Origin of the sequence: Burkholderia pyrrocinia (genome assembly GCF_001028665.1) — a bacterium.
Classification (GTDB): domain Bacteria; phylum Pseudomonadota; class Gammaproteobacteria; order Burkholderiales; family Burkholderiaceae; genus Burkholderia; species Burkholderia pyrrocinia.
Genome location: NZ_CP011504.1, coordinates 1161606 through 1187970, shown reverse-complemented (window position 1 = coordinate 1187970; position 26365 = coordinate 1161606). Strand labels below are relative to the sequence as shown.

General features: G+C 67.4%; 20 protein-coding genes and 2 pseudogenes. 15 read left to right on the top strand and 7 right to left on the bottom strand.

Going from position 1 to position 26365, the window contains the following annotated elements; translation table 11 throughout:
• Window positions 1-53: 53 nt before the first annotated feature.
• Both ABD05_RS21600 and ABD05_RS21595 read right to left on the bottom strand, forming a co-directional pair.
• Window positions 54-695, bottom strand: a complete 642-nt coding sequence (locus ABD05_RS21600) for a glutathione S-transferase family protein (RefSeq protein WP_047903712.1) — start codon at window positions 693-695, stop codon at window positions 54-56.
• A gap of 22 nt (window positions 696-717) precedes the next feature.
• Entirely contained in the window at window positions 718-1194 is a 477-nt protein-coding gene (locus ABD05_RS21595; protein WP_047902131.1) for an OsmC family protein, read from the bottom strand.
• A 130-nt stretch (window positions 1195-1324) separates the two neighbouring features.
• Here ABD05_RS21595 and ABD05_RS21590 point away from each other — a divergent pair, with 130 nt between their 5' ends.
• Window positions 1325-1966 (top strand): GntR family transcriptional regulator, encoded by a 642-nt coding sequence (locus ABD05_RS21590; protein WP_047902130.1) that lies wholly within the window; start codon window positions 1325-1327, stop codon window positions 1964-1966.
• A 115-nt stretch (window positions 1967-2081) separates the two neighbouring features.
• On the opposite strand, the gene ABD05_RS21585 is transcribed toward ABD05_RS21590, so the two are convergent.
• A complete protein-coding gene (locus tag ABD05_RS21585) occupies window positions 2082-3116 on the bottom strand; it encodes a LacI family DNA-binding transcriptional regulator (RefSeq protein ID WP_047902129.1) in 1035 nt (344 codons plus the stop codon).
• Window positions 3117-3305: 189 nt separating this feature from the next.
• Here ABD05_RS21585 and ABD05_RS21580 point away from each other — a divergent pair, with 189 nt between their 5' ends.
• From ABD05_RS21580 to ABD05_RS21560, 5 genes are all read left to right on the top strand, one after another.
• Window positions 3306-4454 (top strand): ABC transporter ATP-binding protein, encoded by a 1149-nt coding sequence (locus tag ABD05_RS21580; protein ID WP_047902128.1) that lies wholly within the window; start codon window positions 3306-3308, stop codon window positions 4452-4454.
• A 9-nt stretch (window positions 4455-4463) separates the two neighbouring features.
• On the top strand, window positions 4464-6449 hold the full coding sequence (locus tag ABD05_RS21575) for a beta-galactosidase (protein WP_047902127.1): 1986 nt from the start codon (window positions 4464-4466) through the stop codon (window positions 6447-6449).
• Between the two features lie 63 nt (window positions 6450-6512).
• Window positions 6513-7772, top strand: coding sequence for an ABC transporter substrate-binding protein (locus ABD05_RS21570; RefSeq protein WP_047902126.1), 1260 nt, complete (start codon window positions 6513-6515; stop codon window positions 7770-7772).
• Between the two features lie 54 nt (window positions 7773-7826).
• On the top strand, window positions 7827-8771 hold the full coding sequence (locus tag ABD05_RS21565) for a carbohydrate ABC transporter permease (RefSeq protein WP_047902125.1): 945 nt from the start codon (window positions 7827-7829) through the stop codon (window positions 8769-8771).
• A 17-nt stretch (window positions 8772-8788) separates the two neighbouring features.
• Complete coding sequence (locus tag ABD05_RS21560; RefSeq protein WP_034181814.1) at window positions 8789-9640, top strand: carbohydrate ABC transporter permease; 852 nt, start codon at window positions 8789-8791, stop codon at window positions 9638-9640.
• A gap of 238 nt (window positions 9641-9878) precedes the next feature.
• Here the strand turns inward: ABD05_RS21560 and ABD05_RS21555 are convergent, their stop codons facing one another.
• Window positions 9879-10430: an ArsR/SmtB family transcription factor gene (locus ABD05_RS21555; protein ID WP_202967911.1), complete on the bottom strand. Its 552-nt coding sequence runs from the start codon at window positions 10428-10430 to the stop codon at window positions 9879-9881.
• Here ABD05_RS21555 and ABD05_RS21550 point away from each other — a divergent pair.
• Window positions 10429-11553 carry an MFS transporter gene (locus ABD05_RS21550; protein WP_238594185.1) on the top strand — a complete coding sequence of 375 codons (1125 nt, stop codon included), beginning with the start codon at window positions 10429-10431 and terminating at the stop codon, window positions 11551-11553. The two genes, ABD05_RS21555 and ABD05_RS21550, sit on opposite strands and share 2 nt — an antisense overlap.
• Before the next feature lie 163 nt (window positions 11554-11716).
• Here ABD05_RS21550 and ABD05_RS21545 read toward each other — a convergent pair whose 3' ends face one another.
• The gene (locus ABD05_RS21545) at window positions 11717-13120 is read right to left on the bottom strand and encodes a GGDEF domain-containing protein (protein ID WP_047902123.1); all 1404 of its coding nucleotides are present in this window, start codon (window positions 13118-13120) and stop codon (window positions 11717-11719) included.
• A 338-nt stretch (window positions 13121-13458) separates the two neighbouring features.
• Window positions 13459-14010: pseudogene (locus tag ABD05_RS21540) on the bottom strand (DUF6306 domain-containing protein); the annotation flags it as partial.
• A gap of 156 nt (window positions 14011-14166) precedes the next feature.
• Here ABD05_RS21540 and ABD05_RS36490 point away from each other — a divergent pair.
• The 6 genes and pseudogenes from ABD05_RS36490 to ABD05_RS21510 form a co-directional block, all read left to right on the top strand.
• Window positions 14167-14529 (top strand): annotated as a pseudogene (locus ABD05_RS36490) (heterodisulfide reductase-related iron-sulfur binding cluster); the annotation flags it as partial.
• Window positions 14530-14549: 20 nt separating this feature from the next.
• Window positions 14550-14954: a GlcG/HbpS family heme-binding protein gene (locus tag ABD05_RS21530; protein WP_047902120.1), complete on the top strand. Its 405-nt coding sequence runs from the start codon at window positions 14550-14552 to the stop codon at window positions 14952-14954.
• A 40-nt stretch (window positions 14955-14994) separates the two neighbouring features.
• Window positions 14995-17169 (top strand): malate synthase G, encoded by a 2175-nt coding sequence (locus ABD05_RS21525; RefSeq protein WP_047902119.1) that lies wholly within the window; start codon window positions 14995-14997, stop codon window positions 17167-17169.
• A 562-nt stretch (window positions 17170-17731) separates the two neighbouring features.
• Complete coding sequence (locus ABD05_RS21520; protein WP_047902118.1) at window positions 17732-19297, top strand: sensor domain-containing diguanylate cyclase; 1566 nt, start codon at window positions 17732-17734, stop codon at window positions 19295-19297.
• Window positions 19298-19437: 140 nt separating this feature from the next.
• A complete protein-coding gene (locus tag ABD05_RS21515; RefSeq protein WP_047902117.1) occupies window positions 19438-20820 on the top strand; it encodes a cache domain-containing protein in 1383 nt (460 codons plus the stop codon).
• Window positions 20821-20852: 32 nt separating this feature from the next.
• Window positions 20853-21497, top strand: coding sequence for a response regulator (locus ABD05_RS21510; protein ID WP_047902116.1), 645 nt, complete (start codon window positions 20853-20855; stop codon window positions 21495-21497).
• 229 nt (window positions 21498-21726) lie between these two features.
• On the opposite strand, the gene ABD05_RS21505 is transcribed toward ABD05_RS21510, so the two are convergent.
• The gene (locus ABD05_RS21505; protein ID WP_047902115.1) at window positions 21727-22323 is read right to left on the bottom strand and encodes an MlaC/ttg2D family ABC transporter substrate-binding protein; all 597 of its coding nucleotides are present in this window, start codon (window positions 22321-22323) and stop codon (window positions 21727-21729) included.
• 333 nt (window positions 22324-22656) lie between these two features.
• Between ABD05_RS21505 and hpnN the strand changes: the two genes are divergently transcribed.
• Window positions 22657-25290 carry a hopanoid transporter HpnN gene (hpnN, locus tag ABD05_RS21500; RefSeq protein ID WP_047902114.1) on the top strand — a complete coding sequence of 878 codons (2634 nt, stop codon included), beginning with the start codon at window positions 22657-22659 and terminating at the stop codon, window positions 25288-25290.
• The gene (locus ABD05_RS21495; RefSeq protein WP_047902113.1) at window positions 25283-26278 is read left to right on the top strand and encodes an MlaA family lipoprotein; all 996 of its coding nucleotides are present in this window, start codon (window positions 25283-25285) and stop codon (window positions 26276-26278) included. The genes hpnN and ABD05_RS21495 overlap by 8 nt, the downstream gene beginning before the upstream one ends.
• Window positions 26279-26365: the final 87 nt, after the last annotated feature.

Genomic DNA, 26365 nt, shown 5'->3' with positions numbered 1-26365 from the left:
CTGACCTCGCACTCTTTGAAGGGCCCGCTTACGGCTTTGAACGTGCAGTCCGGTTACACCCACGGCGACGCGAGCCCTTCGGTCTGCAACGCCCGCTGGATGGCCGGGCGCGCGAGAACCTGCTGCAGATAACCGCCGAGCCGCGGCCGTTGCCGCGGCTCGGCAAAGCCGCGGGTCCAGCGGCACAGCATCAGCGCATACGGATCGAGCACCGTGTAGTGCGCGCCGAGCAGCCAGGGGCCGCCGCTCACATCGAGCTGGGCTTCGAGCTGATCCAGCAGCGTGCCGATTTTCGCCTCCGCGTGCGCCTTCACCTGCGCGGCGCCCGACGTATTGCCCGCATCGACCCAGCGCTCCGGATAAAAATACGCGATCAGCGTCGCCTGGAGCGTGTTGGTGAGCCACATCAGCCATTTGTAGAACTGCGCGCGCTCGGGTGTGCCGAGCGCCGGGGCAAGCCGCTGCTCCGGGTGCGTATCGGCGAGATGCAGGCAAATGGCGGCGGTTTCGTACAGCACGAGGTCGCCATCGACCAGCACCGGGATGAGTCCGTTCGGATTGAGCGCGAGGTAGTCCGGCGACTTGTGCTGATCGTGGGAGCGGTCGACGAATGCAAGCTCGAACGGCTTGCCGATTTCTTCGAGCACGAAGTGCGGCGCCATGCTTGCGTTGCTGGGGTAGTAGAAAAGCTTCATCGTGATTTCCGTTGCCGACGCGTCACGCCGCCGCAAACTCGATTACCGGTTCGCAGCGGATCGGGAAGTTGACCGAGTTCGCGATATAGCACTTCGCGTGCGCATCATGATGCAGATGTTCGGCCCGCTCGCGATCGTCGCCGGCCTGGATGGTCACGTGCGGGCGCAGCACGATTTCGGTGAAGCGTCCCTCGTCGGGACTGTCGAGCATCGTTCCTTCCGCGTTGTCGACGTACGCGAGCACGCGGATACCGGCCTCGGAGCACAGATGCAGGTACCAGAGCTTGTGGCACGCCGATGCCGACGCCAGCAGCAAGTCTTCGGGGTTCCAGCGCGACGCGTCGCCGCGGAACGCCGCATCGGACGAACCGGGAATGTCCGGCTTCGAACCGGCACGAATCACATGATCGCGGCCGTACTCGCGATAACCCGACGTGCCGGTGCCGCGATTGCCCGTCCACTGCACTGCGACACGATATTTGTGTTCACCAGATGCCATCTCGCTCTCCATGGATATCGGTTGCTTCGACCGGGCCGGATTTCATTTCAAGGAGCCCGCCCGTGGCCGCCATTGTGGCACCGGATTTCCATTTGGTATACCATTATTCCAAATTGAGGAACACGCAGGCATGGAAGCCAAACTCGACTCCACCGCCGACGCGGTGGCCGCATCGCTGCGGGACATGATCATCAACGGCGAGCTGGAAGCCGGCGAGCGGCTCGTCGAGCGCGACCTGGCCGAGCGCTTCGGCATCAGCCGGATTCCGATGCGCGAAGCGATCCAGCGCCTGGAACGCGAAGGATTGCTGGATATCTTCAGGAATCGCGGCGCCGTCGTGCGGATGCTGAGCGCGTCGGACGTGCAGGAAATCTACGATCTGCGCGCGCTGCTCGAAGGCGATGCGATCTACCGGAGCGTGAAACGGCTCGACGACGAGACGCTCGCGCGTGCCGAGCTCGTCCATCGCCTGCTCGGCGACGCGACCGTACCGCGCCGGCAGGGCGAACTGAACCGCGAATTCCACGCGTTGCTGTATTCGTGCTGCGGCAACGCGCGGCAGTTGAAGACGATCGGCGAATTGCGCAGCCAGGTCGAACGCTACGAACGCCTGCAGGCCACGCTGCTCGCGGATACGCCGTCGTTCCAGGTCGAGCACGAGGAGATCCTGCAGGCGTGCCGCGAACGCAACGCGCGCGCCGCACGAGCGATGACGGTCGCGCATCTCGAATCGGCCAGAAGCATCGTGATGCGGCTCGTCGAAGGCGAGTGAGGCCGGCACTGCGTTTGCCGTTTCCTACACCGCACGCAGCTCCGCGCCGGGCCGCGCCGATTGCGTCGGCAAACTCGACGTACTCGGCGCCGCCCCACGCGGTGTCTTCTTCTTTCTACCGCGTCGCGCTCTCACGCGGAACACGGCCTGTCGTACCGCGCACCACCAGCCGCGGCAGCGACGCGGTACGCACGCGCGACGCATCGTCTAAACGGTCGCCCGCCTCGCGCAGCGCGTTGAGCAACTCGACCGCGAGACCGGCGGCTTCGCCGGTCGGGATCGCGACGGTCGTCAGCGTGGGCCGCGTGTCGCTTGCCAGATGGATGTCGGTAATGCCGACGATCGACAGGTCGTCGGGCACGCACCTGCCGCGATCGGCCGCCGCGTGCATCGCGCCGATCGCGGGCAGGTCGTTGGTGGCGACCAGTGCGGTCAGCCGCGGGTGAGCGTCGAGCAGCCGACCCGCCGCGCGCACGCCGCCTTCGATCGAATCATGCTCGGCCGCGACGATCGACGCGTCGAGCCCCACTTCGCGCATCACGTCGACGAAACCGTCGTAGCGCGCCGCCTGCACGCCGCTCGCCGCCCCGCCGACGATCACGCCGATGCGCTCATGGCCAAGTTCGATCAGATGCCGCGTCGCGATCCGCCCCGCCTCGCGGAAATCGATGGCCACGCACGGCAATCCGTCGGGCGGCGCCTCGGGCCGCTCCCACAGGCACAGCACGACCGGCACGCCGCGCCGCGCGACGTCGAGCAGATCCGGCAGGTGCAGGTTCGCGTTGGTCACGAGGATGCCCTCGGAAACCGTGCCGGCAATCTGGTCGAGATAAGCGCGCCCCTGCAGCGGGTCTTCGTTCGTATTGCAGACGATCAGGAACTGCCCGTTGCGGCGCACCGCGCGCTCGACCGCCAGCGCGAACTCCGGATAGAACGGGTTCGCGATGCTCGACACCATCAGCGCGACCGTCGGCGCGCGCCCTTCCGCCAGCGCCCGAGCAGCAAGATGCGGCCGGTAGCCGAGCGCCTCCACGGCCTCGAGCACCCGAGCGCGCGTGGTTTCGCCGACCCGGCCACGGTCGCGCAGCACGTTCGATACCGTCGCGGCCGTCACGCCGGCGCGGCGCGCAACTTCATCCAGTGTCGCCATGGTTTGCTCACTATATGAGACGTCGATCCAGTATTTGCTTCGGTTATCGAAGCGGCGCACTATCGCCGCACACCTTGCCGCCCGACCATCGGGTGCGACTCGGCCGCGATCGCGTCGCCTCTTTTTTTGATCGCGATGATTAAGCGCTTAATCAGACATGATGGCGCATTAAAACATGGAGCGGAGACAATGGCGAGCATCTCGATGCGACGCGTGCAGAAAGCCTATGGCGATCACGCGCCGGTCATTCGCGACGTCGATCTGGAGATCGGCGCGCACGAGTTCTGCGTGTTCCTCGGGCCGTCCGGATGCGGCAAGTCGACGCTGCTGCGCATGATTGCCGGGCTCGAGGACCTGAGCGCGGGCGAGCTGTCGATCGACGGCCGCCGCGTCGACGACGTTCCGGCCGCCGAGCGCGGCGTCGCGATGGTGTTCCAGAGCTACGCGCTGTTTCCGCACATGACGGTCTACGAGAACATGGCGTTCGGGCTGAAGCTCGCACGCGTGCCGAAAGCCGAGATCGACCGGAAGGTGCGCGATGCGGCGCGCATCCTGCAGCTCGACACGCTGCTCGATCGCAAGCCGAAGGCGCTGTCGGGCGGCCAGCGGCAGCGCGTCGCGATCGGCCGCGCGATCGTGCGCGAGCCCGGCGTGTTCCTGTTCGACGAACCGCTGTCGAATCTCGACGCGGCGCTGCGCGGCCAGACCCGCATCGAGATCGCGCGGCTGCACCGGCAGTTCGAACGCGCGAGCGTCGTCTACGTGACGCACGACCAGACCGAAGCGATGACGCTCGCCGACAGGATCGTGCTGCTGCACGCCGGCGCGGATACCGCGCAGCACGGCAGCATCGCGCAGGTCGGCGCACCGCTCGACCTCTACCACCATCCGGCCAGCCGCTTCGTCGCCGGCTTCATCGGCTCGCCGCGCATGAACTTCCTGCCGGCCGTCGTCACTGCCTCCGATGCCCGCCGCACGACCGTCACCGTCGCGCCTTCCGGCGAAACCTTCACGCTGCCGCGCGACGGCTCCGCGCTCGCTGCCGGCGCAACCGTGACGCTCGGCATTCGCCCCGAGCACCTGACGCTCGGCGACGCGCACGACGCGACGACGCTCGTGCGCGACGTCGCGCTCGTCGAACGCCTGGGCGAACAGACCTACGTGCACCTCGACCAGCCCGGCGGCGCGCCGCTGATCGCGAAGGTGCCCGGCGACGCGCAGGTGCACAGCGGCGAACGCGTGCACGTGCATGCGCCGGCCGCGGCCTGCCATCTGTTCACCGAAGACGGCCGCGCGGTGCCCGCGTGCGCCGACGTCCACGTTCATCACTACGCTTAAGGATCGCGTATGCGCCTCGGAGTCTGCTATTACCCGGAACACTGGCCGGAATCGATGTGGGCGAACGACGCCCGCCGGATGAAAGCGCTCGGCATCGAGCAGGTGCGGATCGCCGAATTCGCATGGAGCCGCATCGAGCCGTCGCCGGGCGAATACGACTGGGGCTGGCTCGACCGCGCGGTCGACGTGCTCGGCGCGGCCGGCCTCGAGATCGTGATGTGCACGCCGACCGCGACGCCGCCGAAATGGCTGGTCGACCGTCATCCCGACATCCTCGCGATCGGCGCGGACGGCCGGCCGCGCGCATTCGGTTCGCGCCGCCACTACGATTTCTCGTCGCCGACCTATCTCGAAGCGTCGCGCCAGATCTGCACCGCGGTCGCCGAACGCTACGGCCGCCACCCGGCCGTGCGCTACTGGCAGACCGACAACGAGCTGGGCTGTCACCAGACCGTCGTCAGCTACTCGCCGGCCGCGCTCGTGCGCTTTCGTGCATGGCTGAAGGCACGCTACGGCACGATCGACGCGCTGAACCGCGCGTGGGGCACCGTGTTCTGGAGCATGGAGTATCGCCATTTCGACGAGATCGACGCGCCCGTCGGCACCGTGACCGAGGCCCATCCTTCGCATCGCCTCGACTACCGGCGCTTCGCGTCGGACGAGGTCGCGCGCTATCACCGGATGCAGGTCGACGTGATCCGCGCGCACTCGCCGGGGCGACCGGTCGCGCACAACTTCATGCAGCTGTTCACCGAGTTCGACCACTACGAGGTGGCGCGCGACCTCGACATCGCGACGTGGGACAGCTATCCGCTCGGCGCGCTCGAGGAGCAATGGTTCGCGCCCGACGTGAAAGCACGCTGGCTGCGCACCGGCCATCCCGATTTCGCGTCGTTCAATCACGACGTGTATCGCGGCATGTCGAAGCTGCCGTTCTGGGTGATGGAACAGCAGCCGGGGCCCGTGAACTGGGCGCACTGGAACCCCGCGCCGCTGCCGGGTATGGTGCGCCTGTGGAGCTGGGAGGCGTTCGCGCACGGCGCCGGCTGCGTGTCGTACTTCCGCTGGCGGCAGGCGCCGTTCGCGCAGGAGCAGATGCATGCGGGCCTGCACACGCCGGACGACCAGCTCGACGAAGGCGGCCGCGAGGCGCAACGCGTTGCGCGCGAGATCGCGGCCGTGCACGACGCCGGCGCGGATGCGGACGATCCGGTGCGCGCGCCGGTCGCGCTGATCTACGACTACGAAGCGAAGTGGCTGTTCGAAGTGCAGCCGCAAGGCGCCGATTTCCACTACCCGCGTTTCGCGTTCGAGTACTACTCGGCGCTGCGTTCGCTCGGCCTCGACGTCGACGTGGTCTCCGTGCATGCGCCGCTCGACGGCTACCGGCTCGTGGTCGTGCCGCCGCTGCCGATCGTGCCGGACGATTTCGCGGCACGGCTCGCCGCATCGGGCGCACATGCCGTGTTCGGGCCGCGCACCGGCTCGAAGACCGTCGACCTGCAGATTCCGCCGGCGCTGCCGCCCGGCCCGCTCGCATCGATCCTGCCGATCCGCGTGTGGCGTGTCGAATCGCTGCGGCCGAACGTGACCGAGCGGATCGACGGCACGCTGCGCGACGGCTCGCCGCTCGCGGGCGATGCGCGCCACTGGCGCGACTTCGTCGAGCTGCACGACGACACGCGCAGCGTCGTGCGTGCGCGCTTCGCCGACGGTCATCCGGCCTGCGTGTCGCATGGCACGCTGCACTACTGGGCCGCGTTGTTCGACGACGCGACCACCGCGCAACTGTTCGCCGATGTCGCGGCCGAAGCAGGCCTCGTGCCGACGCCGCTCGGCGACGGCGTGCGCGTCAGCCGGCGCGGCGGCCTGACCTACGTATTCAACTATGGCGACACGCCGCACACGATCGACGCGGTGCCGCCGTCGGCGTTCGTGCTCGGCGCCGCGCAGGTCGAGCCGCAAGGCGTCGCCGTGTACCGAAGCCGTTCGTAGCACCCGCCACTGGCGCGGCGACGCGCCGGTCACGCACAACGACACACAGGAATGGAGACAACCATGACACATCGCCCCCTTCGCGCCGCCGCCCGGCTCGCCGCGGCCGCCGCCATCGCGTTCGCTTCGTTCGGCGCCGCCGCGCCGGCGAGCGCCGGCACGCTGACGATCAACATCGCGTTCAAAGGCGCCAGCCAGCGCGCGGTCTGGCAGTCGACGCTCGACGCGTTCCACAAGGCGCATCCCGACATCGACGTGAAGGCGACCTTCGTCGACGAGGAAGCGTACAAGGTGCAGCTCCCCGCGTGGCTCACGACCGTCGCGCCCGACGTCGTGAACTGGCACGCGGGCGAGCGGATGGCGTACTACGCGAGGCGCGGGCTGTTCGAGGACCTGAGCGGCGACTGGACGAAGAACGGCTGGGGCGCGATGTATGCGTCGACGCGCGACGCATCGTCGTATAACGGCAAGCAGTACGCGGCGCCGACCGTCTATTACTCGTGGGGCCTGTTCTACCGCAAGGACCTGTTCCGCAAGGTCGGCATCGCCGACGAGCCGAAGACCTGGGACCAGTTTCTCGATGCGTGCAAGAAGCTGAAGGCGGCCGGCATCACGCCGGTCGCGGTCGGCGGCCGCGACGCGTGGACGCTCGCCGGCTGGTTCGACTATCTCGACCTGCGCGTGAACGGCAACGCGTTCCACCAGCAGCTGATGGCCGGCGATGTGCCCTACACCGACCCGCGCGTGAAGAAGGTCTACACGACGTGGAAATCGCTGATCGATGCCGGCTACTTCATCGACAACGCGCTGTCCTACGATCTCGACGGCGCGCAGCCGTTCCTGTTCCAGGGCAAGGCCGCGATGATGCTGATGGGCACCTTCATCGCCGCCGGCTTCCCGCCGAACGTGAAACAGGAAATGGGCTACTACCGCTTCCCGATCATCGACCCGAAGGTGCCGACCGCCGAGGACGGCCCGGTCGAATCGCTGCACATCCCGGCGAAGGCGAAGAACAAGGCCGACGCGCACACGTTCCTCGCGTTCGTGGAGACTCCCGAGATGGGCGCGAAGCTCGCGGAAGGCCTCGGCTCGCTGTCGGCCAACAGCAAGTCGCCCGAGCCGGCCGACCCGATCTCGCGCATCGGCTTCCGGATCCTCGCCGACACGAGGGGCGGCGTCGCGCAGTTCTACGACCGCGACATGACGAAGGAAATGGCCGACGAAGGGATGAAGGGCATGCAGCAGTTCCTGGCCGATCCCGCGCAGCTCGATACGGTGCTCGCGCAGCTCGAACAGACCCGCAAGCGGATCTACAAGAAGTGACCGCGTGACCCAGACGGCGGCCCGGTGCCGCCGCGTCAGTACAGGAGGCTTGCCGTGTCCAGTCCGATCACGTCCACCCCGCCCGCCGGCGCCGCGCCGCCGCCGCGCGGCGCACCCGCCGCCGCATTGCCCGCGCGCCGCCCTTCGCCCGCCGTGCGGCGGCAACGGCGCGCCGCGTGGCTCTTTCTCGCGCCCGCCTGCGCAATGGTTGCCGTCTATGTGATCTGGCCGATCCTGTCGACGCTGTGGCTGAGCCTGTACAACTGGGACGGGATGACCGAGCGCAGCTTCGTCGGGCTCGCGAACTACGTCGAACTGCTGCACGCGCCGACGTTCTACACCGCGCTGCGCAACAACGTGATCTGGCTCGCGCTGTTCATGCTCGCGCCGCCGCTCGGCCTCGCGCTCGCGCTGTACCTGAACCAGGCGGTCGGCGGCATCCGGCTCGTGAAATCGCTGTTCTTCGCGCCGTTCGTGCTGTCCGGCGTGGTCGTCGGCCTGATCTTCTCGTGGTTCTACGATCCGACGTTCGGGCTGCTCGCGCTGCTCGCCGGGCACGGCATCCCGGTGCTCGGCGATGCGCGCTACGCGACGCTCGGCATCGTATTCGCCGCGCTGTGGCCGCAAACGGCGTACTGCATGATCCTGTACCTGACCGGCCTCACGTCGGTCAACCCGGAACAGATCGAAGCGGCGCGGATGGAAGGCGCGCGCGGCTTCGCGCTGCTGTGGCACGTCGTGCTGCCGCAACTGCGGCCGACCACCTTCATGGCGATCGTCGTCACGGTGATCGGCGCGCTGCGCAGCTTCGACCTGATCTCGGTGATGACGAGCGGCGGCCCGTTCGAGAGTTCGACCGTGCTCGCGTATTACATGTACGACCAGGCGATCAAGTACTACCGGCTCGGCTATTCCGCGTCGATCGCGGTCGTGCTGTTCGCGATCATGCTCGTCTACATCGTGTTCCAGTTGCGCCGCATGCTGCGCAACGAGCAATAACCTGACCGGTGGCCATCATGTTTCCGACTCCCGTTGCCCAATGGAAGCCCGTCTCGCGCCGGCTGTACAAGCTGTCGCTGCCCGTCGCGCTGCTGATCTGGCTGCTGCCGATGATCGCGGTGTTCGTCACGTCGGTGCGCTCGACCGAGGAACTGGTCGAAGGGCACTACTGGGGCTGGCCGCGGCACTTCGCGATGGTCGAGAACTATCGCGACGCGCTGACGACGTCGCCGATGCTGCATTACTTCTGGAACAGCGTGCAGATCACGGTGCCGTCCGTGCTCGGCTCGATCGCGCTCGCGTCGATGGCCGGCTTCGCGCTCGCGACCTACCGGTTTCGCGGCAATGCCGCGCTGTTCGGCACGTTCGTCGCCGGCAACTTCGTGCCGGTGCAGGTGCTGATGATCCCGGTGCGCGACCTGTCGCTCCGGCTCGGCGTGTTCAATACCGTCGAAGCGCTGATCCTGTTCCATGTCGCGTTCCAGACCGGCTTCTGCACGCTGTTCCTGCGCAACTTCATCAAGCAGCTGCCGTTCGAGCTGATCGAGGCCGCGCGCATCGAGGGCGCGGGCGAATGGACGGTGTTCTGGCGGATCGTGCTGCCGCTGATCCGGCCCGCGCTCGCGGCGCTCGCGATCCTCGTGTTCACGTTCGTGTGGAACGACTACTTCTGGGCGCTGTGCCTCACGCAAGGCGACGAAGCCGCGCCGATCACGGCGGGCGTCGCGGCGCTGAAGGGGCAATGGACGACGTCGTGGAATCTCGTATCAGCCGGCTCGATCCTCGCCGCGCTGCCGTCGGTCGCGATGTTCTTCGCGATGCAGAAGCATTTCGTCGCGGGGCTCACGTTCGGCGCGACGAAAGGCTGAACGCGCGCCGCCTGCACACTCGCATCTCCTCCTCCGCATCGTGAGGTTGCCCGCTTCGGCGGGCTTTTTTCATGCAGCGCGGATTTCCATGGGTGACGCTGATCGACCCTGACGAAACACTCGGGCCTCTCGAAAGCGGCCGTTCGAAATGCCGGCTGGCTAGCTGGAGCCGGCTCCGACGCTGCGAGCAACGTGTGCGACGCAGACATCGATCCGCCCGTAGACGACACGGGCCGGCTCAGCCCTGTTCGTCGCCGGACGGCTCCCATGCGATCACCAGTTGCAGCAGTCCCGGAAATCGCGAATCCAGATCCTCGGTTCGCACGCGGCTGCGTCGCTCGAGCCCGTATTGACGCTGGCGAATCACGCCCGCTTCACGCAGCGCCTTGAAGTGATGGGTCAATGACGATTTCGCACGATTGAAACCGAACCAGCTGCACGGGTGGTCGTACGCCTCGGATTCCAGCAACAACCGGCGGACGATCGTCAGGCGCAACGGGTCGGCCAGTGCGCCGAATATCGCGTCCAGGCGCAAATCGGACACTGCCGGTTCCGGCAGCGGATCGGGAAGGTTCGCCGGTACTGCGGCGGCCAGGTCGGGGTGGGGCGTGCGTTTCATGTTCACGACTATATCACTGTACGAGTTTTTTCGAACTAAGCTATAGTACGAAAAAACTCGTACAAGGAAGATCATCGTGTCCGACACTGCCGCAGTGCAATCCAGCCGCGCGTCCGCGCACATTTCCCCCGACATGTGGCGCGCCGCATGGACGGTCACCTCCGTGTTCATGCTGTCCAATTCCCCGACGCCGCTGTATGTGGTCTGGCAGCGCACGCTCGGTTTTTCATCCGGCACGCTGACGGTCATCTTCGCCCTTTACATCCTTGGACTACTGGCCACGCTGTCGGTCGCCGGACAGTTATCGGATCGTTACGGCCGCAAGCCGGTTCTTCTGCCGGGGATCCTCGTGGCGCTGGTCGCATGTGCGTTGTTCGCCAGCGCAACGTCCATTGCAACGCTTGCCGTGGCCCGGCTGCTGACGGGTATCTCGGTCGGCGTCATCGTGTCGGCGGGCATGGCGTCCGTGGCGGACCTCGGCGGCGGTGAGCGTCGACGTCAGGCCGCCCTGCTCGCATCGGTGGCGATGGTTCTCGGCGCGGGCCTCGGGCCGTTGCTGGCCGGCGGCGCTGCGCAAACGGTCGCGCATCCGGTCGCGCTGGTGTTCGGTATCGAGTTCCTCGTGCTGCTGAGTGCGCTCGTCATTGCGTGGCGGTTGCCCCTTGGCCGGCCGGCAACGGCAACCGGCAATGTCGCGCGTCTGCATCTGCCGTCGGTCCCGGCGACGAATCGACGGCACGTCGCGGCCGGTATCGGCGTGTTCGGGCCCGGCATTACGGCAACATCGTTCGTGCTTGCGTTGGGGCCTTCGTTACTCGCCCGTCTGCTCGAGGTTCGCAGCCCGTTGCTCGCCGGCGGCATGGCATGCACGATGTTTCTCGCTGCAACGGGCGTTCAGTTCGCCGTGCGGCACTGGTCGGTACGTGCGTTGTTCATGGCAGGTACGGCGGCGACCATGCTGTCGATGGGTGCACTGTGTGGCGCGGTGCATATGCTGTCGGCACCCGTTCTGGTGGCCGCCGCGCTGTTCGCGGGGGTAGCGCAGGGCCTTGGGCAGTTGGGCGGCTTGACGCTCATCGGCCTGCATGTGCCGGACACGCGCAGGGCCGAAGCCATTGCCGTCATGAATATCGGCGGTTACCTGCCGGCGGGGCTGCTGCCCGTCATGACCGGCTACGCGATCGACTTCTTTGGCCTGGCGGCCGGTGCCACGGCATTTGCCATCGCACTGGCGCTGATTGCGCTTGGGGCCGGTTGCATGGTGTTTCGATCGTTGAAACTCGGCGGCGATTGACTGTAGGCACGCGTCATTCCGTGGGTGTCGCCGAACGGCCCGTTCCCGCCATTGGAGACACCGGACCGCAATCGACAACTTTCGCGTGTTCGACGGTCGAATGGCTGGCCGGGAGCGGCCCGCGCGCAGGCTCAGCGTCGTTCGAGCCCCCGCTCCCGGTTCGCTACGCGGCAATCACGCGGTTTCGCCCCTGATGCTTTGCCTGATACAAGCGCTCGTCCGCCTTGCGCAGAATCGCGTCGATCGTCTCCCCGTCACGGCCAAACTCCGATATGCCGACGCTCACCGTGACCTCGATCGGTTTGCCATCGCCATTCTCGAATGGCGTGCCGGCAATCGCTGCGCGAATGCGCTCGCCGACCGAGCGGGCAGTATCCAGGGCGGCCTGCGGCAACAAGACCATGAATTCTTCGCCGCCCACCCGCGCCACGCCGTCGTACGGGCGGATCGCGTCGAGGCATTTCTTGACGAAGCGTTGCAGGACCTGGTCGCCCGTCTGATGCCCATAGCTATCGTTGATTGCCTTGAAGTGGTCGAGGTCGAGTGAAAGCAGCGAGAACGGTGCGCCGTTACGTCTCGCGCGGGCAATTTCCGCCTCGACGCGTTCGATGAACCGCCGCCGGTTGGCCGCGCCGGTCAACGGATCGGTTGAGGCCATGTATTCGAGTTTCTCGTTGGTTCGCTGCAGTTCCTGCAACGCACGTTCCGTGCGGGCCATCGCTTCGCGCAAGCGGGCAAACAGCTCTTCCTGGCTATAGATGGTCGAGAACGAGCGCGTTGTGTGAAATGCTTGCACGACACCGTAACTCAGCAGGAAAAACCCGCTGGCGAAGATCACATGCGCGAGCCACCACATATGGTTCCACGGGCGGCCGAGGATGAACGCAAGCGACGAGAGCGCGAACGACGAAACCGAGATGCCGTAGATCAGCATGAGCGGGGTGCGGATGCGCCGCACCACCAGCGCGATGACGTTGATGGTCGAAAAGGCGAGTGCACCGCCTTCCATCGACAGGCGAACCCACGGACTGCCGGCAAATGGCGAGTACGCGACCCAGGCCACCAGCACATCGATCAGCACGAACAGGACGACCCACGGCACCCACGCCCGACGATCGACGCGGAACGCCTCGCTGTCCGCCGACCGACTGTACGAGAGCTGTCCTACAAAGATCAAGATCGACATGACGAGGCGCGACGCCGGTCCATACAACAGGAACAGCCAGATATTGTGGTGCGCCATGCCGGTGAAGGCGCCGTGCAATGCGTAGATCAGCGAAAAGCCCAGAAAGCCGAGCGTCAGCCAACGCAACAGCGGCTCTCCCGACAAGCGATAACAACGCCAGCACACGTAGGTGACGAACACTCCTTCGAGCGTCGCGGCTGCGATCGCCAACTCGTGGAATGCGTGATTCTCGAATTTCAGCGAGGGGTCCTGAAAGAAATAGAGGTACGCGATCAGAAATGCCGGCACCAAAGCGAAGCCGGCGAGCAGCAGCCTGGCGTAGACCCTGGTGATGAACTGAATGGCGGCGGCCGGCTCGTTTGCGGATGCGGCGATGCTCATCGTTTCCCCTCCGGATTTCGTCGGATCAATCCAGTATAGGCATAGCGATTTGCATTTGATACTGGCCGGACATCTTAGAATCGCGTGCAGTAAACAGATCGTTGAATTGAATCGAATCGAAACCGGTTCTTACAACCGTAATCCGAGCGTTGCGGATGACGGGGATGGTCAGTGACGCAACGTTCGCTTTCGCCAATCGAACGTTTGTTTGCAGGACGGGCCGGATGTCGGCGCGGTCAGGCGGCGCACTTGGCGAGTGACGCTTCGTGGCCGGCCGCCGCCCCTTTGCCCGCGTTCCCCGCCATTCCGCGAAGCACCCGTTTTTCGGGCGGCCGCCACTACACGCTGCCCGACTCCCCGTCGCGCAACCGCGCATCCACTGCGCCGATGTTCTTCTCGTGCGCGACCAGCATCAGCGACAGCGCGTGGTGGATGTCCGGATCCGCGAGCGTCGGCAGCAGCGTCTGCAACTTGCGGACGACCCAGCGCTGGCCGCGGCTCAGGAACGCCATGCGCTCCGCCAGATCGTCGATCGCCATCGCCTTTTCGTAGAACGCGCCGGTCGCGCGCGTCGGCGTCGCGTCGAGCGACCGGATCGCGTCGACCAGCACGCTGCACCAGTGCGCTTCGTCCTGGCGGATATGTGCGATCAGCCGATGCAGTTCGGGGTCGTCCGTCACCTCGGCCGCCGTCTCGGAAGCGACACGCGCGCCCGCGCGCTCGGCCTCCAGCAGTTCATCGAGCGCCGCCAGCAGCGCGGTGCGGCGTTCATGCGGAATCTGGACGGCGCGGGCGTCGGGCCCGTCACCACGCGTCGGGATCGACATGCGGCATCCTCCTTTCAGGATCGGCGGCGCGTCACGCTCGACGGCTCGAAACGCGTGCTGCGCGGATGTGCGCAGGTCATGACGACGCGCACGCCTAATAGATCACATTGTGACATATTCTATTGTGGCGCCGCATCGGCAACGCACTTTTCTTGATTCGCATCATCGCGCGAACGATCCGGCGCCCGCTCACGTCCCCCCTTCGAGCCGCAACATCGAGCGCACGAGCCGCTCGACGCGCTGGACGATGCGACGCCACGCCGCGTCGCGGTCCACTGCCCGTGCACGCTGCAGCACGCGCAGCGCCCCGGCGGCGCGGTCGAACGCATCCTGACGCGGCTCGGCTTCGATCTGACGAATGTCGCCGACGGCCACCGGTGCTGCGGCTCGGCCGGCACGTATTCGCTGACGCAGCCCGAACTCGCGACGACACTGCGCGACAACCGGCTCGACGCGCTCGAAGCCGCGCGGCCGGACCTGATTGTCACGGCCACCGTCGGCTGCCAGACTCACCTGAACGGCGCGGGCCGCACGCCCGTGCGCCACTGGATCGAGCTCGTCGACAACCGGCTCGTCAACTGACCTGGTTCCGGAGGACATCCATGCAAACGAAACCCGAACTCGAACTCGCCGATGCCGACCGCATGCTCGCCGCCGCCCGCGCGGAAGCGGAGCGCCACGGCTGGGCCGTGTCGATCGCCGTCGTCGACGACGGCGGCCACCTGCTCGCGTTCGCACGGCTGAACGGCGCATCGCCGGCCAGCTCGACTATCGCGCAGGACAAGGCGCGTGCGGCGGCGCTCGGCCGTCGCGAGACGAAGGCGTATGAGGATATGATCAACGGTGGCCGCACCGCGTTTCTCAGCGTGCCGCTGACGGGGTTGCTCGAAGGCGGCGTGCCGGTCACGGTCGGCGGCCGGATTGCGGGCGCGATCGGTGTGTCTGGCGTAAAGTCCGAACAGGACGCGCAGATCGCCCGCGCCGGCGCACAAAGCGTCGTGGAATAACCAGCCAAGCCGCGCGCATTTTTCCCCGGGAGGATTAACGATGATCGACCAAGCAGGACTGCAAGTCGCGCCAGCGCTGAGCCAGTTCATTGAAAACGAAGCGCTGCCGGGCACCGGCATCGACAAGGCCGCGTTCTGGAGCGGGTTCTCGGCCCTGGTGCACGACCTGGCGCCGCGCAACCGCGAACTGCTCGCGGAACGCGACCGCCTGCAGCAGGAACTCGACACCTGGCACCGCGCGCACCCCGGCCCCGTACGCGACCACGCCGCGTATCGCGCCTTCCTCGAACAGATCGGCTACCTCGTGCCGGTCCCGTCGAGCGTCGCGGCAGCCACCGCGAACGTCGACAGCGAGATCGCCACGCAGGCCGGCCCGCAGCTCGTCGTGCCGCTGTCGAACGCGCGCTACGCGCTGAACGCCGCGAACGCCCGCTGGGGCAGCCTGTACGACGCGCTGTACGGCACCGACGCGCTGCCTGAAGACGGCGGCGCCGAACGCACCGCGACCTACAACCCGACGCGCGGCCAGCGCGTGATCGACTACGCGCGCGACGTGCTCGACAACGCGGCGCCGCTCGCGAGCGGCTCGCACCGCGACGCGCTGCGCTACCGCGTGCAGGACGGCCAGCTCGCCGTCGAAACAGGCAAGGGTGTCGTGCATCTGGCGCAGCCGGCGCAATTCGTCGGCTACCAGGGCGCGGCCGACGCACCGTCCGCGATCCTGCTGAAGCACAACGGCCTGCACCTCGAGATCCAGATCGATGCGTCGACGCCGATCGGCCGTGCCGATCTCGCGAACGTGAAGGACGTCGTGCTCGAAGCCGCGGTCAGCACGATCATCGACTGCGAGGATTCGGTCGCGGCGGTCGACGCCGACGACAAGGTCCAGCTCTACCGCAACTGGCTCGGCCTGATGCAGGGCACGCTGGTCGAGGAAGTCGCGAAGGGCGGCAAGCGCTTCACGCGCCGCCTGAACGCCGACCGCGAGTACACGACGCCCGACGGCGGCACGCTGTCGCTGCACGGCCGCTCGCTGCTGTTCGTGCGCAACGTCGGCCACCTGATGACCAACGGCGCGGTGCTCGACCGCGACGGCAACGAGATTCCGGAAGGGATCCTCGACGGCGTCGTCACGACGCTGTGCGCGCTGCACGACCTGAAGGCGAAGCGCAACTCGCGCACGGGTTCGATCTACATCGTGAAGCCGAAGATGCACGGCCCGGTCGAAGTCGCGTTCGCCGATACGCTGTTCGCGCGCGTCGAGGATCTGTACGGCCTGCCGCGCAACACGCTGAAGATGGGCATCATGGACGAGGAGCGCCGCACCAGCGTGAACCTCGCCGCGTGCATCGCGGCGGCCGCCGCGCGGGTCGCGTTCATCAACACCGGCTTCCTCGACCGCACCGGCGACGAGATGCACACCGCAATGGAAGCGGGCCCGATGATCCGCAAGGGCGACATGAAGTCGTCTGCGTGGATCACGTCGTACGAGCGCAACAACGTGCTCGCTGGCCTGTCGGCCGGCCTGCGCGGCCGCGCGCAGATCGGCAAGGGCATGTGGGCGATGCCGGACCTGATGCACGCGATGCTCGAGCAGAAGATCGCGCATCCGCGCGCGGGTGCGAACACCGCGTGGGTGCCGTCGCCGACCGCCGCGACGCTGCACGCGCTGCACTACCACCTCGTCGACGTGCAGGCCGTCCAGCAGGAACTCGAAAAGACGCCGTACGCGAGCGAGCGCGACGCGCTGCTCGAAGGCCTGCTGACCGTGCCGGTCGTCGAGCGCGCCGAATGGAGCGAAGACGAGATCCTGAGCGAGGTCGAGAACAACGCGCAGGGCATCCTCGGCTACGTGGTGCGCTGGGTCGAACAGGGCGTCGGCTGCTCGAAGGTGCCGGACATCCACGACGTCGGCCTGATGGAGGACCGCGCGACGCTGCGCATTTCGAGCCAGCACATCGCGAACTGGCTGCGCCACGGCGTGATCACCGAGGCCTTCGTGCTCGACGTGTTCAAGCGGATGGCGCGCGTCGTCGACCAGCAGAACGCCGGCGACCCGAACTATCGCCCGATGGCGCCCGGCTACGACCAGTCGACCGCGTTCAAGGCCGCGTGCGCGCTCGCGCTGCAGGGTACGTCGCAACCGAGCGGCTATACCGAGCCGCTGCTGCACCGGTTCCGGCTCGCGTACAAGGCGCAACAGCACGGCGCCTGAGCATGCGCATGCGGGCCCGCCCCGCATGCCGGCTCCACGAAACGGGCGGCCTTCATGGCCGCCCGTTTTCATTCTTACGTTCGCGCGGCCGTTGAAACCGTACGTAGAACCGATAATCGGCACATATCGCGCGCTTTCAAGTTTCGCCTGCGACTGCCGTTAATCCGCCTGAATCGGCGGCCGTACGCGGCGCGCGTGCACCCGCCATGCGGCAAAGCCTTGCGCAGTAACGCTTTGCCCGATATTTGCAAGTCCGGGATTCCACTGTAATTTGATCCGGATCAACGGGTCGCAACATTTTCCGCGCGCGCGAATGCGCGCGTTATACTCCGTTGAATCCGCGCCGCCCGATTCGTCGGATCATCGAATCGCGGCAGATGTCACCGATGAATGCACGATTTACCGGTATATCTGGCCGCGAATATCGATAATCGGTGCCCGTTTTCTCCGCCGGGCGGGAAGAAGGCGCCGGAAGGGCCGCGCACCGGATCGCCGCCGACACGTCATACGAACAATCGCATCGGCCCGCCGCCTGGCGACGATGCCCATCGATCCACGGACCATGGCAGAAACCGACTACGCAATGCCCAGCGAATCCGGCCGGACAAGCCGTGTCGCCGCTCATTTGCGCCGGTTCCTGCTGCCGCACCTGATCTTCTATACGGGGCTGCTGATCGCGCTGCTCCTGCTGCTCCTGTGCGGGATCCTGCTGTACGAAGGCCGCATCGACGCGCGCGACCGCTCGCGCACGATGCAGCAGAACCTCGCGCTGATGGCGTCGTGGGACATCGAGCGCAACATCGAGATCTATTCGCTGTCGCTGCAGGCCGTCGTCGAAGGCGAGAACGACCCGGCGGTCGTCGCGCTGCCGATGTCGCTGCGCCGCCAGGTGCTGTTCGACCGCGCGACGACGGCCAAGTACCTCGGCGGCATCTACGTGCTCGACGCCAAAGGCGACATCGCGGTCGACGGCATGAGCGACATACCGCGCAAGGCCAACTTCGGCAACGAACCGTACTTCACCGTCCACCGCGACCGCCCCGACGTCGGCCTGTACGTCAGCAACCCGTACCATTCGCGGCTGCGCGGCGGCTCGCCGAGCATCGCGCTCAGCCGGCGGATCACGAAGCCCGACGGATCGTTCGGCGGCGTCGCGGTGATGTCGATCCGGCTCGAATATTTCCAGAACCTGTTCTCGCGCCTGTCGCTCGGCGACCGCGGCTCGGTCGCGCTGATCAACACGAGCGGCCTGATGCTCGCGCGCGAACCGTACGACCCGAAGATCGTCGGCCGCGACATCAGTCGCGCCAGCACGTTCCGGCATTTCATGACCGCCAGCGAAGGCAGCTTCGCCGACACCGCGTCGATCGACGGCGTGCGGCGCCTGTACGTGTTCCGGCACCTCGATCACCTGCCGCTCATCATCATGGTCGCGCGGTCGGAAGCGGACACCTACGCCGCGTGGTACGACCGCGCGATTCCGATCGGCTCCGCGATGTGCGCGCTCGCGATCGGCTTCGTCGGCCTGTCGCTGCTGCTCGACGTGCAGCTGCGCAAGCGCCACCGCGCGGAAACCGAACTGCAGGCGCTCGCGCGCACCGACGGCCTCACCGGCCTCGACAACCGCCGGATGCTCGACGTCACGCTCGCGCGCGAATGGCGCCGCGCCGCGCGCTCGCAGCATGCGCTGTCGCTGCTGTTCATCGACGTCGATTACTTCAAGCGCTACAACGACACACAGGGCCACCAGGCCGGCGACGACGCGCTCGCCGCGGTCGGCCATTGCATCGCCGGCTGCCTGCGCCGCCCGGCCGACTATGCGGCGCGCTACGGCGGCGAGGAGTTCGTCGTCGTGCTGCCCGACGTCGACACTGACGGCGCGGTGACGATCGCCGAGACGATCCGCACGGGCATCCTCGATCTCGGCATCCGGCACGACGCCGGCATGAGCGGCCGCCTGACGGTGAGCGTCGGCGTGACGACGAGCTATCCCGAACACGACGACGACATGCAGGCCGCGCTGAAGCTCGCCGACGATGCGCTGTATCGCGCGAAGGAAGGCGGGCGCAACCGCATCGTCGTGCTGACGCCCGCGCCCTCCGACGATCTCGAGTCGCGACGGGCCTGAGCGGCGGGGCGGCCGCCCGGTCGCAGCCGCCCGCGTGCAAAATCGCCGACAATGTCGGTTCGATACGCCGCCGCGCGGCTGACGCACCTGGCCGGCCGCACCTCGCCGGCCGCACCGGTTCGCGGCCGCTTCGCACCACCATGAGACTCAAGGCAAAGATCTTCCTTCTGGCCATCGTGCCGTTCCTGCTCGCGATCGCCGGCATCGGCTTCGGCGTGCGCCAGCAGGCGACGTCGCTCGCGCGCACGCAGCACGCGACGATCCAGGCCGCGTACCTGTCGAGCAAGGAAGTCGAGCTGAAGCACTACGTCGAGCTCGCGACGAGCGCGATCATGCCGCTCTACGACGCGAGCGGCCGCAATGCGCGCGACGACGCGCTGCTGCGCACGCAGGCGCTCGCGATGCTGCAGAAGATGGATTTCGGGCCCGACGGCTATTTCTTCGTGTACGACCTGCACGGCAATGCGCTGATGCACCCGCGCGAGCCCGAACGCGTCGGTCACAACTTCTGGTCGATGCGCGACCCGCAGGGTGCGCTGACGATCCAGAAGCTGATCGGCGCGGCATCGCACGGCGGCGGCTACGTGCGCTACGCATGGCAGCGGCCGTCGACGGGCCGCGTCGCGCCGAAGCTCGGCTACGTGGTCGCACTCGAACGCTGGGGCTGGATGGTCGGCACGGGCATCTATCTCGACGACGTCGACACCGCGCTGCAGCGCATCGACGCGCGCGCGTCCGCGAACATCGAGCGCACGATGAGCTGGCTCACCGCGATCGCGCTCACGGGCGCGGCGGCGATCGCCGTGTGCGCGCTGGTGCTGAACGTCAGCGAGTCGCGCAGCGCCGACGCGAAGCTCAAGCTGCTCGCGCAGCGCGTCGTCGAATCGCAGGAGCAGGAGCGCGCGCGGCTGTCGCGCGAACTGCACGACGGGATCAGCCAGATGATGGTGTCCGCGAAGCTGATGCTCGAATCCGCGCTCGCGCGTTTCGAACGCGGCGCGTCGCGCGTGCCCGAGGCCGAACAGGCGCTCGTATCGGGCGTCGGGCGGCTCGGCGACACGCTGCGCGAAGTGCGGCGCATCTCGCATGCGCTGCGTCCGTCGATGCTCGACGATCTCGGTCTCGCGGCCGCGCTCGAGCAGCTCGTCCGCGAGCTCGGCGCCGAAAGCGGCATCGACATCGGCTATACGCAGGTCGCGCACAGCGGCACGCGGCCGCTGCCCGAGGCTGTCAACACCGCGCTGTTCCGGATCGCGCAGGAGGCGCTCAGCAACATCGTGCATCATGCGCAGGCGACGCGCGCAGCCGTCACGCTCGACGTCGGCGCGCACTCCGTCACGCTGACCATCGCCGACAACGGCTGCGGCTTCGACGCCGAACGCTCGCAGGCCGACGCGCGCCGCGGCATCGGCCTGCGCAACATGCGCGAGCGCCTCGACGCGCTCGGCGGCATGCTGACGATCTCGTCGCAGGTCGGCCACACGATCGTCGCCGCACGCGTGCCGCTACGCAGCGCCGCGTGAAAACACCCCCCATAACAGGAGACCTGTCACGCATGAGCGCCCCCGACACTGCCCGGCCCGCCGCCCGATTGCTGCTCGTCGACGATCACCCGCTCGTGCGCGACGGCTTGCGGATGCGGCTCGAAGCAGCCGACCTGTCCGTGGTCGGCGAGGCCGGCAACGCCGACGAGGCGCTCGCGCTCGCCGCGTCGCTCGAACCCGATCTCGCACTGATGGACGTCGGCATGAACGGGATGAACGGCATCGCGCTGTCGGGCGTGTTCCACGAGCGTTTTCCCGGCATCCGCGTGCTGATGCTGTCGATGCACGACAACATCGAATACGTGACGCAGGCCGTGCGGGCGGGCGCGAGCGGCTACCTGCTGAAGGATTCGCCCGCGAGCGAGATCGTCCGCGCGATCGGCGCGGTGCTGGCCGGGCAGACGTTCTTCAGCGAAGGGCTCGCCGCGCGGATGATCCATGCGAGCGCGACCGCGTCGCCGCTCGATCGGCTGACGCCGCGCGAACGCGACATCCTCGACGCGCTGGCCGAAGGGTTGTCGAGCAAGCAGATCGCGCAGCAGACGGGGCTGTCGGTGCGCACGGTCGAAACGCACCGGCTCAATTTGAAGCGCAAGCTCGAGATCGAAGGGCAGGCCGAACTGATCAAGTTCGCGGTCGAGCATCGGCGGCGGTAGGCACGCCCGACGCGGCGATCCGCTGCGGAAGACTCGACCAGCCGGCCTGCACGCAGCATCTTCCGGCTGCGAAGACGTCATGCACGACGCCGTCGTCGGCGATTGCCTGCGGATGCTCGGCGCCGGCGAATAATGCGCGACGGGCGGGTGCCGCACGCGCGGCCCGCAACGAACAAGGGCGCCCGAGGGCGCCCTTCATGCATCCGGACTGCGGACCGCGCGGCGGCCGTCAGTTCGTCCGCGAATTGTGCTTCTGCAGATACGCGATCAGCCCGGCGATCCCGCCCGACGCGAGCTGGCTCTTGAACTGGCCCTGGTAGACCTGGATCAGCCACGCGCCCGACATGTCGATGTCGTAGATCTTCCAGTCGTTGCCGACCTTGCCGAGACGATAGCCGACCGACTGGCTGTCGCCCGGCGTCGTCACCGTCGACTGCACGAGCGCGTCGGCGCCCGACGCGCCGCCGGCCTTGAACGAGAACTTCGCGTCCTGGCCGCCGAGCTGCGCGAGCGACGCGGCATAGGTGCGCGTCATCAGCAGCTTGAACTGCTTGTACAGCTCCTGTTGCTGGTCCGGCGTCGCCTGCTTCCACGCGTCGCCGACGGCGATGCGGGTCGTGCGCTCGAAGTTGGTCGCGGGCAGGAAGCGCTGCTCGACGACCTGCGTGACCTTCGCCATGTCACCGCCGCGGGCGGCCGGATCGGCCTTCATCGCGGTGACGGTGCCCTCGACCGCATTGCGGACGATATCGACCGGCGCGCTCTGCGCGAAAGCGGAAACCGACACGGCGGCGGCCGCGACGAAAGCAAACAGATGACGTTTCATACGGATATCGATATCGCACTCAATGGGAAAAAACGACCGGCTCTTTGCATCGGCCGGTGGGGCAAAGTATACCGGGGCTGACGCCCGGTTGCCGCGCCGTGACCGACTGTTACCTTTCAGCTTCGTTTGTCACAGGTGCGCGCGGCGTCGCGGCAAGGCAGCGCGGCGCCGATTATGTAAGTATCCCCTTACAAAACAACCAGCCGCCGGCATCGATTCCGCCGCCGCGAACAAATCTCCTTCCCGCCCCGAAACCCGCAACGTCACGTCCGTCGCCACGCCGCGCCGGTATACTTGGCTACTTTGCCCTTGCCAGCCGCTCCCCACCGCCACATGGTGACATCTCTCATCGTCCGACTCGTTGCGTGGTCGGTGCGCCGCCCCGTCTGGGTCGTCGTCCTGTCGCTCGTCATCGCTGCCCTCAGCGGTGTCTACGTCGCGCAGCATTTCAAGATCAACACCGACATCAGCAAGCTCGTCGATGCGGAACCGCAATGGGCCGCGCTCGGCCAGGCCGTCGACAAAGCGTTCCCGCAACGCAACGGCACGATCCTCGCGGTCGTCGAAGCGCCCGCGCCCGAATTCGCGAATGCCGCCGCGCAGGCGCTGACCGAAGCGCTGCAGAAGCAGGCCGAAGCCGGCCGCATCGGCCAGGTCGCCGAACCCGGCGGCGGGCCGTTCTTCGAGCACAACGGGCTGCTGTTCCTGTCGCCGCAGGAAGTCTCCGATACGACGTCTCAGCTCGCGAGCGCGCGCCCGCTCGTCAACGAACTCGCGAAGAACCCGAGCCTGACCGGGCTCGCGACGACGCTGGCCACCACGCTCGGCCAGCCGCTCCTGACCGGCCAGGTGAAACTGCCCGCGATGGCGAAGCTGCTCGCACGCAGTGCCGCGACGGTCGACGACGTGCTGGCCGGCAAGCCGGCCGCGTTCTCATGGCGCGCGCTGGTCGACAGCGACGCCGCGCGGCAGCCCGCGCGCGCATTCGTCACCGTGCAGCCCGTGGTCAACTACGGCGCGCTGAAGGCCGGTGCGGAAACCAGCCAGGTGATCCGCGACGCTGCCCGTTCGCTCGACCTCGAGAAGCGATACGGCGCGGCCGTGCGCCTGACCGGCGAACAGCCGCTCGCCGACGACGAATTCGCATCGGTCGAGGACGGCGCGGCGCTCAACGGCGCGCTCACGCTGCTCGCCGTGCTCGTCATCCTGTGGCTTGCGCTGCGCTCGAAGCGGATGATCGGCTCGGTGCTCGTCACGCTGTTCGTCGGCCTCGTCGTGACCGCCGCGCTCGGCCTCGCGATGGTCGGCTCGCTGAACATGATCTCGGTCGCGTTCATGGTGCTGTTCGTCGGCCTCGGCGTCGACTTCTCGATCCAGTACGGCGTGAAGTACCGCGAGGAACGCTTCCGCGATCCGCGCATCGATCACGCGTTGATCGGCGCCGCGCACTCGATGGGCATGCCGCTCGCACTGGCCACCGCGGCCGTCGCGGCGAGCTTCTTCTCGTTCATCCCCACCGCCTATCGCGGCGTGTCCGAGCTCGGCCTGATCGCGGGCGTCGGGATGTTCGTCGCGCTGCTGACCACGCTTACGCTGCTGCCCGCGCTGCTGCGCCTGTTCGCGCCGCCGGGCGAATCGAAGACGCCGGGCTTCCCGTGGCTCGCGCCGGTCGACGATTTCCTCGATCGTCATCGCAAGCCGATCCTGATCGGCACGCTCGTGGTCGTGATCGGCGCGCTGCCGCTGCTCGCGTTCCTGCGCTTCGACTTCAACCCGCTGCACCTGAAGGATCCGCACAGCGAATCGATGGCGACGCTGCTCGCGCTGAAGGATTCGCCCGAAGCGGCCGTCAACGACGTCACGCTGCTCGCGCCGTCGCTCGCCGACGCCGATGCGGCCGCGAAGCGTCTCGACGCGCTGCCGGAAGTCGGCCGCACGACCACGCTGTCGACCTTCATCCCCGCCGACCAGCCGGCCAAGCGCGCGGCGATCGCCGCGGCCGCGAGCGACCTGCTGCCCGCGCTGACGCAGCCGGCCGCGCCGCCTGCGACCGACGCGCAGCGCGTCGCCGCGCTCAAGCGCGTGTCGGACCTGCTCGGCTACGCGGCGGAAGATCACCCGGGCCCGGGCGCGGCTGCCGCGCAACACCTGTCCGCGTCGCTCGCGAAGCTCGCCGCCGCCGACAGCGCGACGCGCGACCGCGCCGAGCGCGCGTTCTCCGATACGCTGCGCATGGCGCTCGGCCAGCTCGCGGCGCTGCTCCAGCCGCAGGACATCACGCGCGAATCGCTGCCGCCGCAACTCGTGCGCGACTGGGTCGCGCCGGACGGCCACGCGCTCGTGCAGATCTCGCCGAAGGTGCCGAAGGGCGTCGACCCGAACGACGACACGATGCTGCGCCGTTTCGCGCAGACCGTGAAGGCCGCGGAACCGGGCACGACCGGCGGGCCGATCTCGATCCTGCATTCGGCCGACACGATCATCAACGCGTTCCTGCACGCGGCGCTGTGGTCGATCATTTCGATCACGATCCTGCTGTGGCTCACGCTGCGCCGCTTCGGCGACGTGCTGCGCACGCTGGTGCCGCTGCTCGTGTCGGGCGTCGTGACGCTCGAGATGTGCGTCGTGCTCGGCATGCCGCTGAACTTCGCGAACATCATCGCGCTGCCGCTGATGCTCGGCGTCGGCGTCGCGTTCAAGGTGTATTTCGTGATGGCGTGGCGCGCGGGGCAGACGGGGTTGCTGCATTCGAGCCTCACGCACGCGGTGCTGTTCAGCGCCGCGACGACGGCGACCGCATTCGGCAGCCTGTGGCTGTCGCACCACCCGGGCACGTCGAGCATGGGCAAGCTGCTCGCGCTGGCACTGACCTGCACGCTGATCGGCGCCGTGGTGTTCCAGCCCGTCCTGATGGGCAAACCGCGCGTCAGACGCGCCAAGAACCAATTGCAAGGAATCAATGAATAAGGTGCGAATCATTGCGGCGACCGTCGCCGCCAGCGCAATGCTGACCGGCTGCGCGACGGGACCGAACCGCAATCCGAACGACCCGCTCGAGCCGATGAACCGGACGATGTACAAGATCAACGACGCCGTCGATTCGAACATCGCGGTGCCGATCGCGAAGGGTTACCAGAAGATCACGCCGACGCCCGTGCGCACCGCGATCAGCAACTTCTTCTCGAACCTCGGCGATCTCGGCAACATGGCAAACAACCTGCTGCAGTTGCGCATCACCGATGCGACGCAGGATCTGATGCGCGTGGCGATGAACTCGCTGTTCGGCGTCGCCGGCCTGATCGACATCGCGACGCCGGCCGGGCTGCCGAAGCATCACCAGGATTTCGGCCTGACGCTCGCGCGCTGGGGCGTGCCGTCCGGCCCGTACCTCGTGTTGCCCGTGTTCGGGCCGAGCACGGTCCGCGACGGCGTCGGCCGCGCGGTGGACGTGCGCTTCAACCTGCTCAACTACATCGAGCCGGCCGCGCGCAATCCGATGTACATCGCGCAATTCATCAGCGCGCGTTCGGACCTGCTCGGCGCGACCGACCTGCTGAAGCAGGCCGCGCTCGATCCGTATTCGTTCGTGCGCGACGCGTACCTGCAGCAGCGCAAGTCGCTGACGTATCGCAGCCAGTCGTCGTCGACCGCGCTGCCGAACTACAGCGAGCCGGGCGAATCGGGCGCCGCGCCGGCCGCGACGCCGGCCGTGCCGGGGCTGCCGAACTACGAGGATCCGGGCGAGTCGGGCGGCGCATCGGGCGCCACGCCGAACAACGCGCCGGCCGCGCCGGGATTGCCGCAGTACGACGATCCGGGTGCGGACAATGCGATGCCCGCGAGTACGCCTGCCGCGGCACCGGCGCCGGCATCGTCGGGCCCGGCGACGGTGCCGGCTGCTGACGTCACGCCGGCCGGGCCGGCAACGCCTGCGAGCAGTCCGGCCGCGCAGTAACGCCGCACCGGCGACCGCCGCACAAGACAAAGAGCGCTGCATCGTGCAGCGCTCTTTTTTTGTCCGCGAGAAACGGGAAACCGGGAA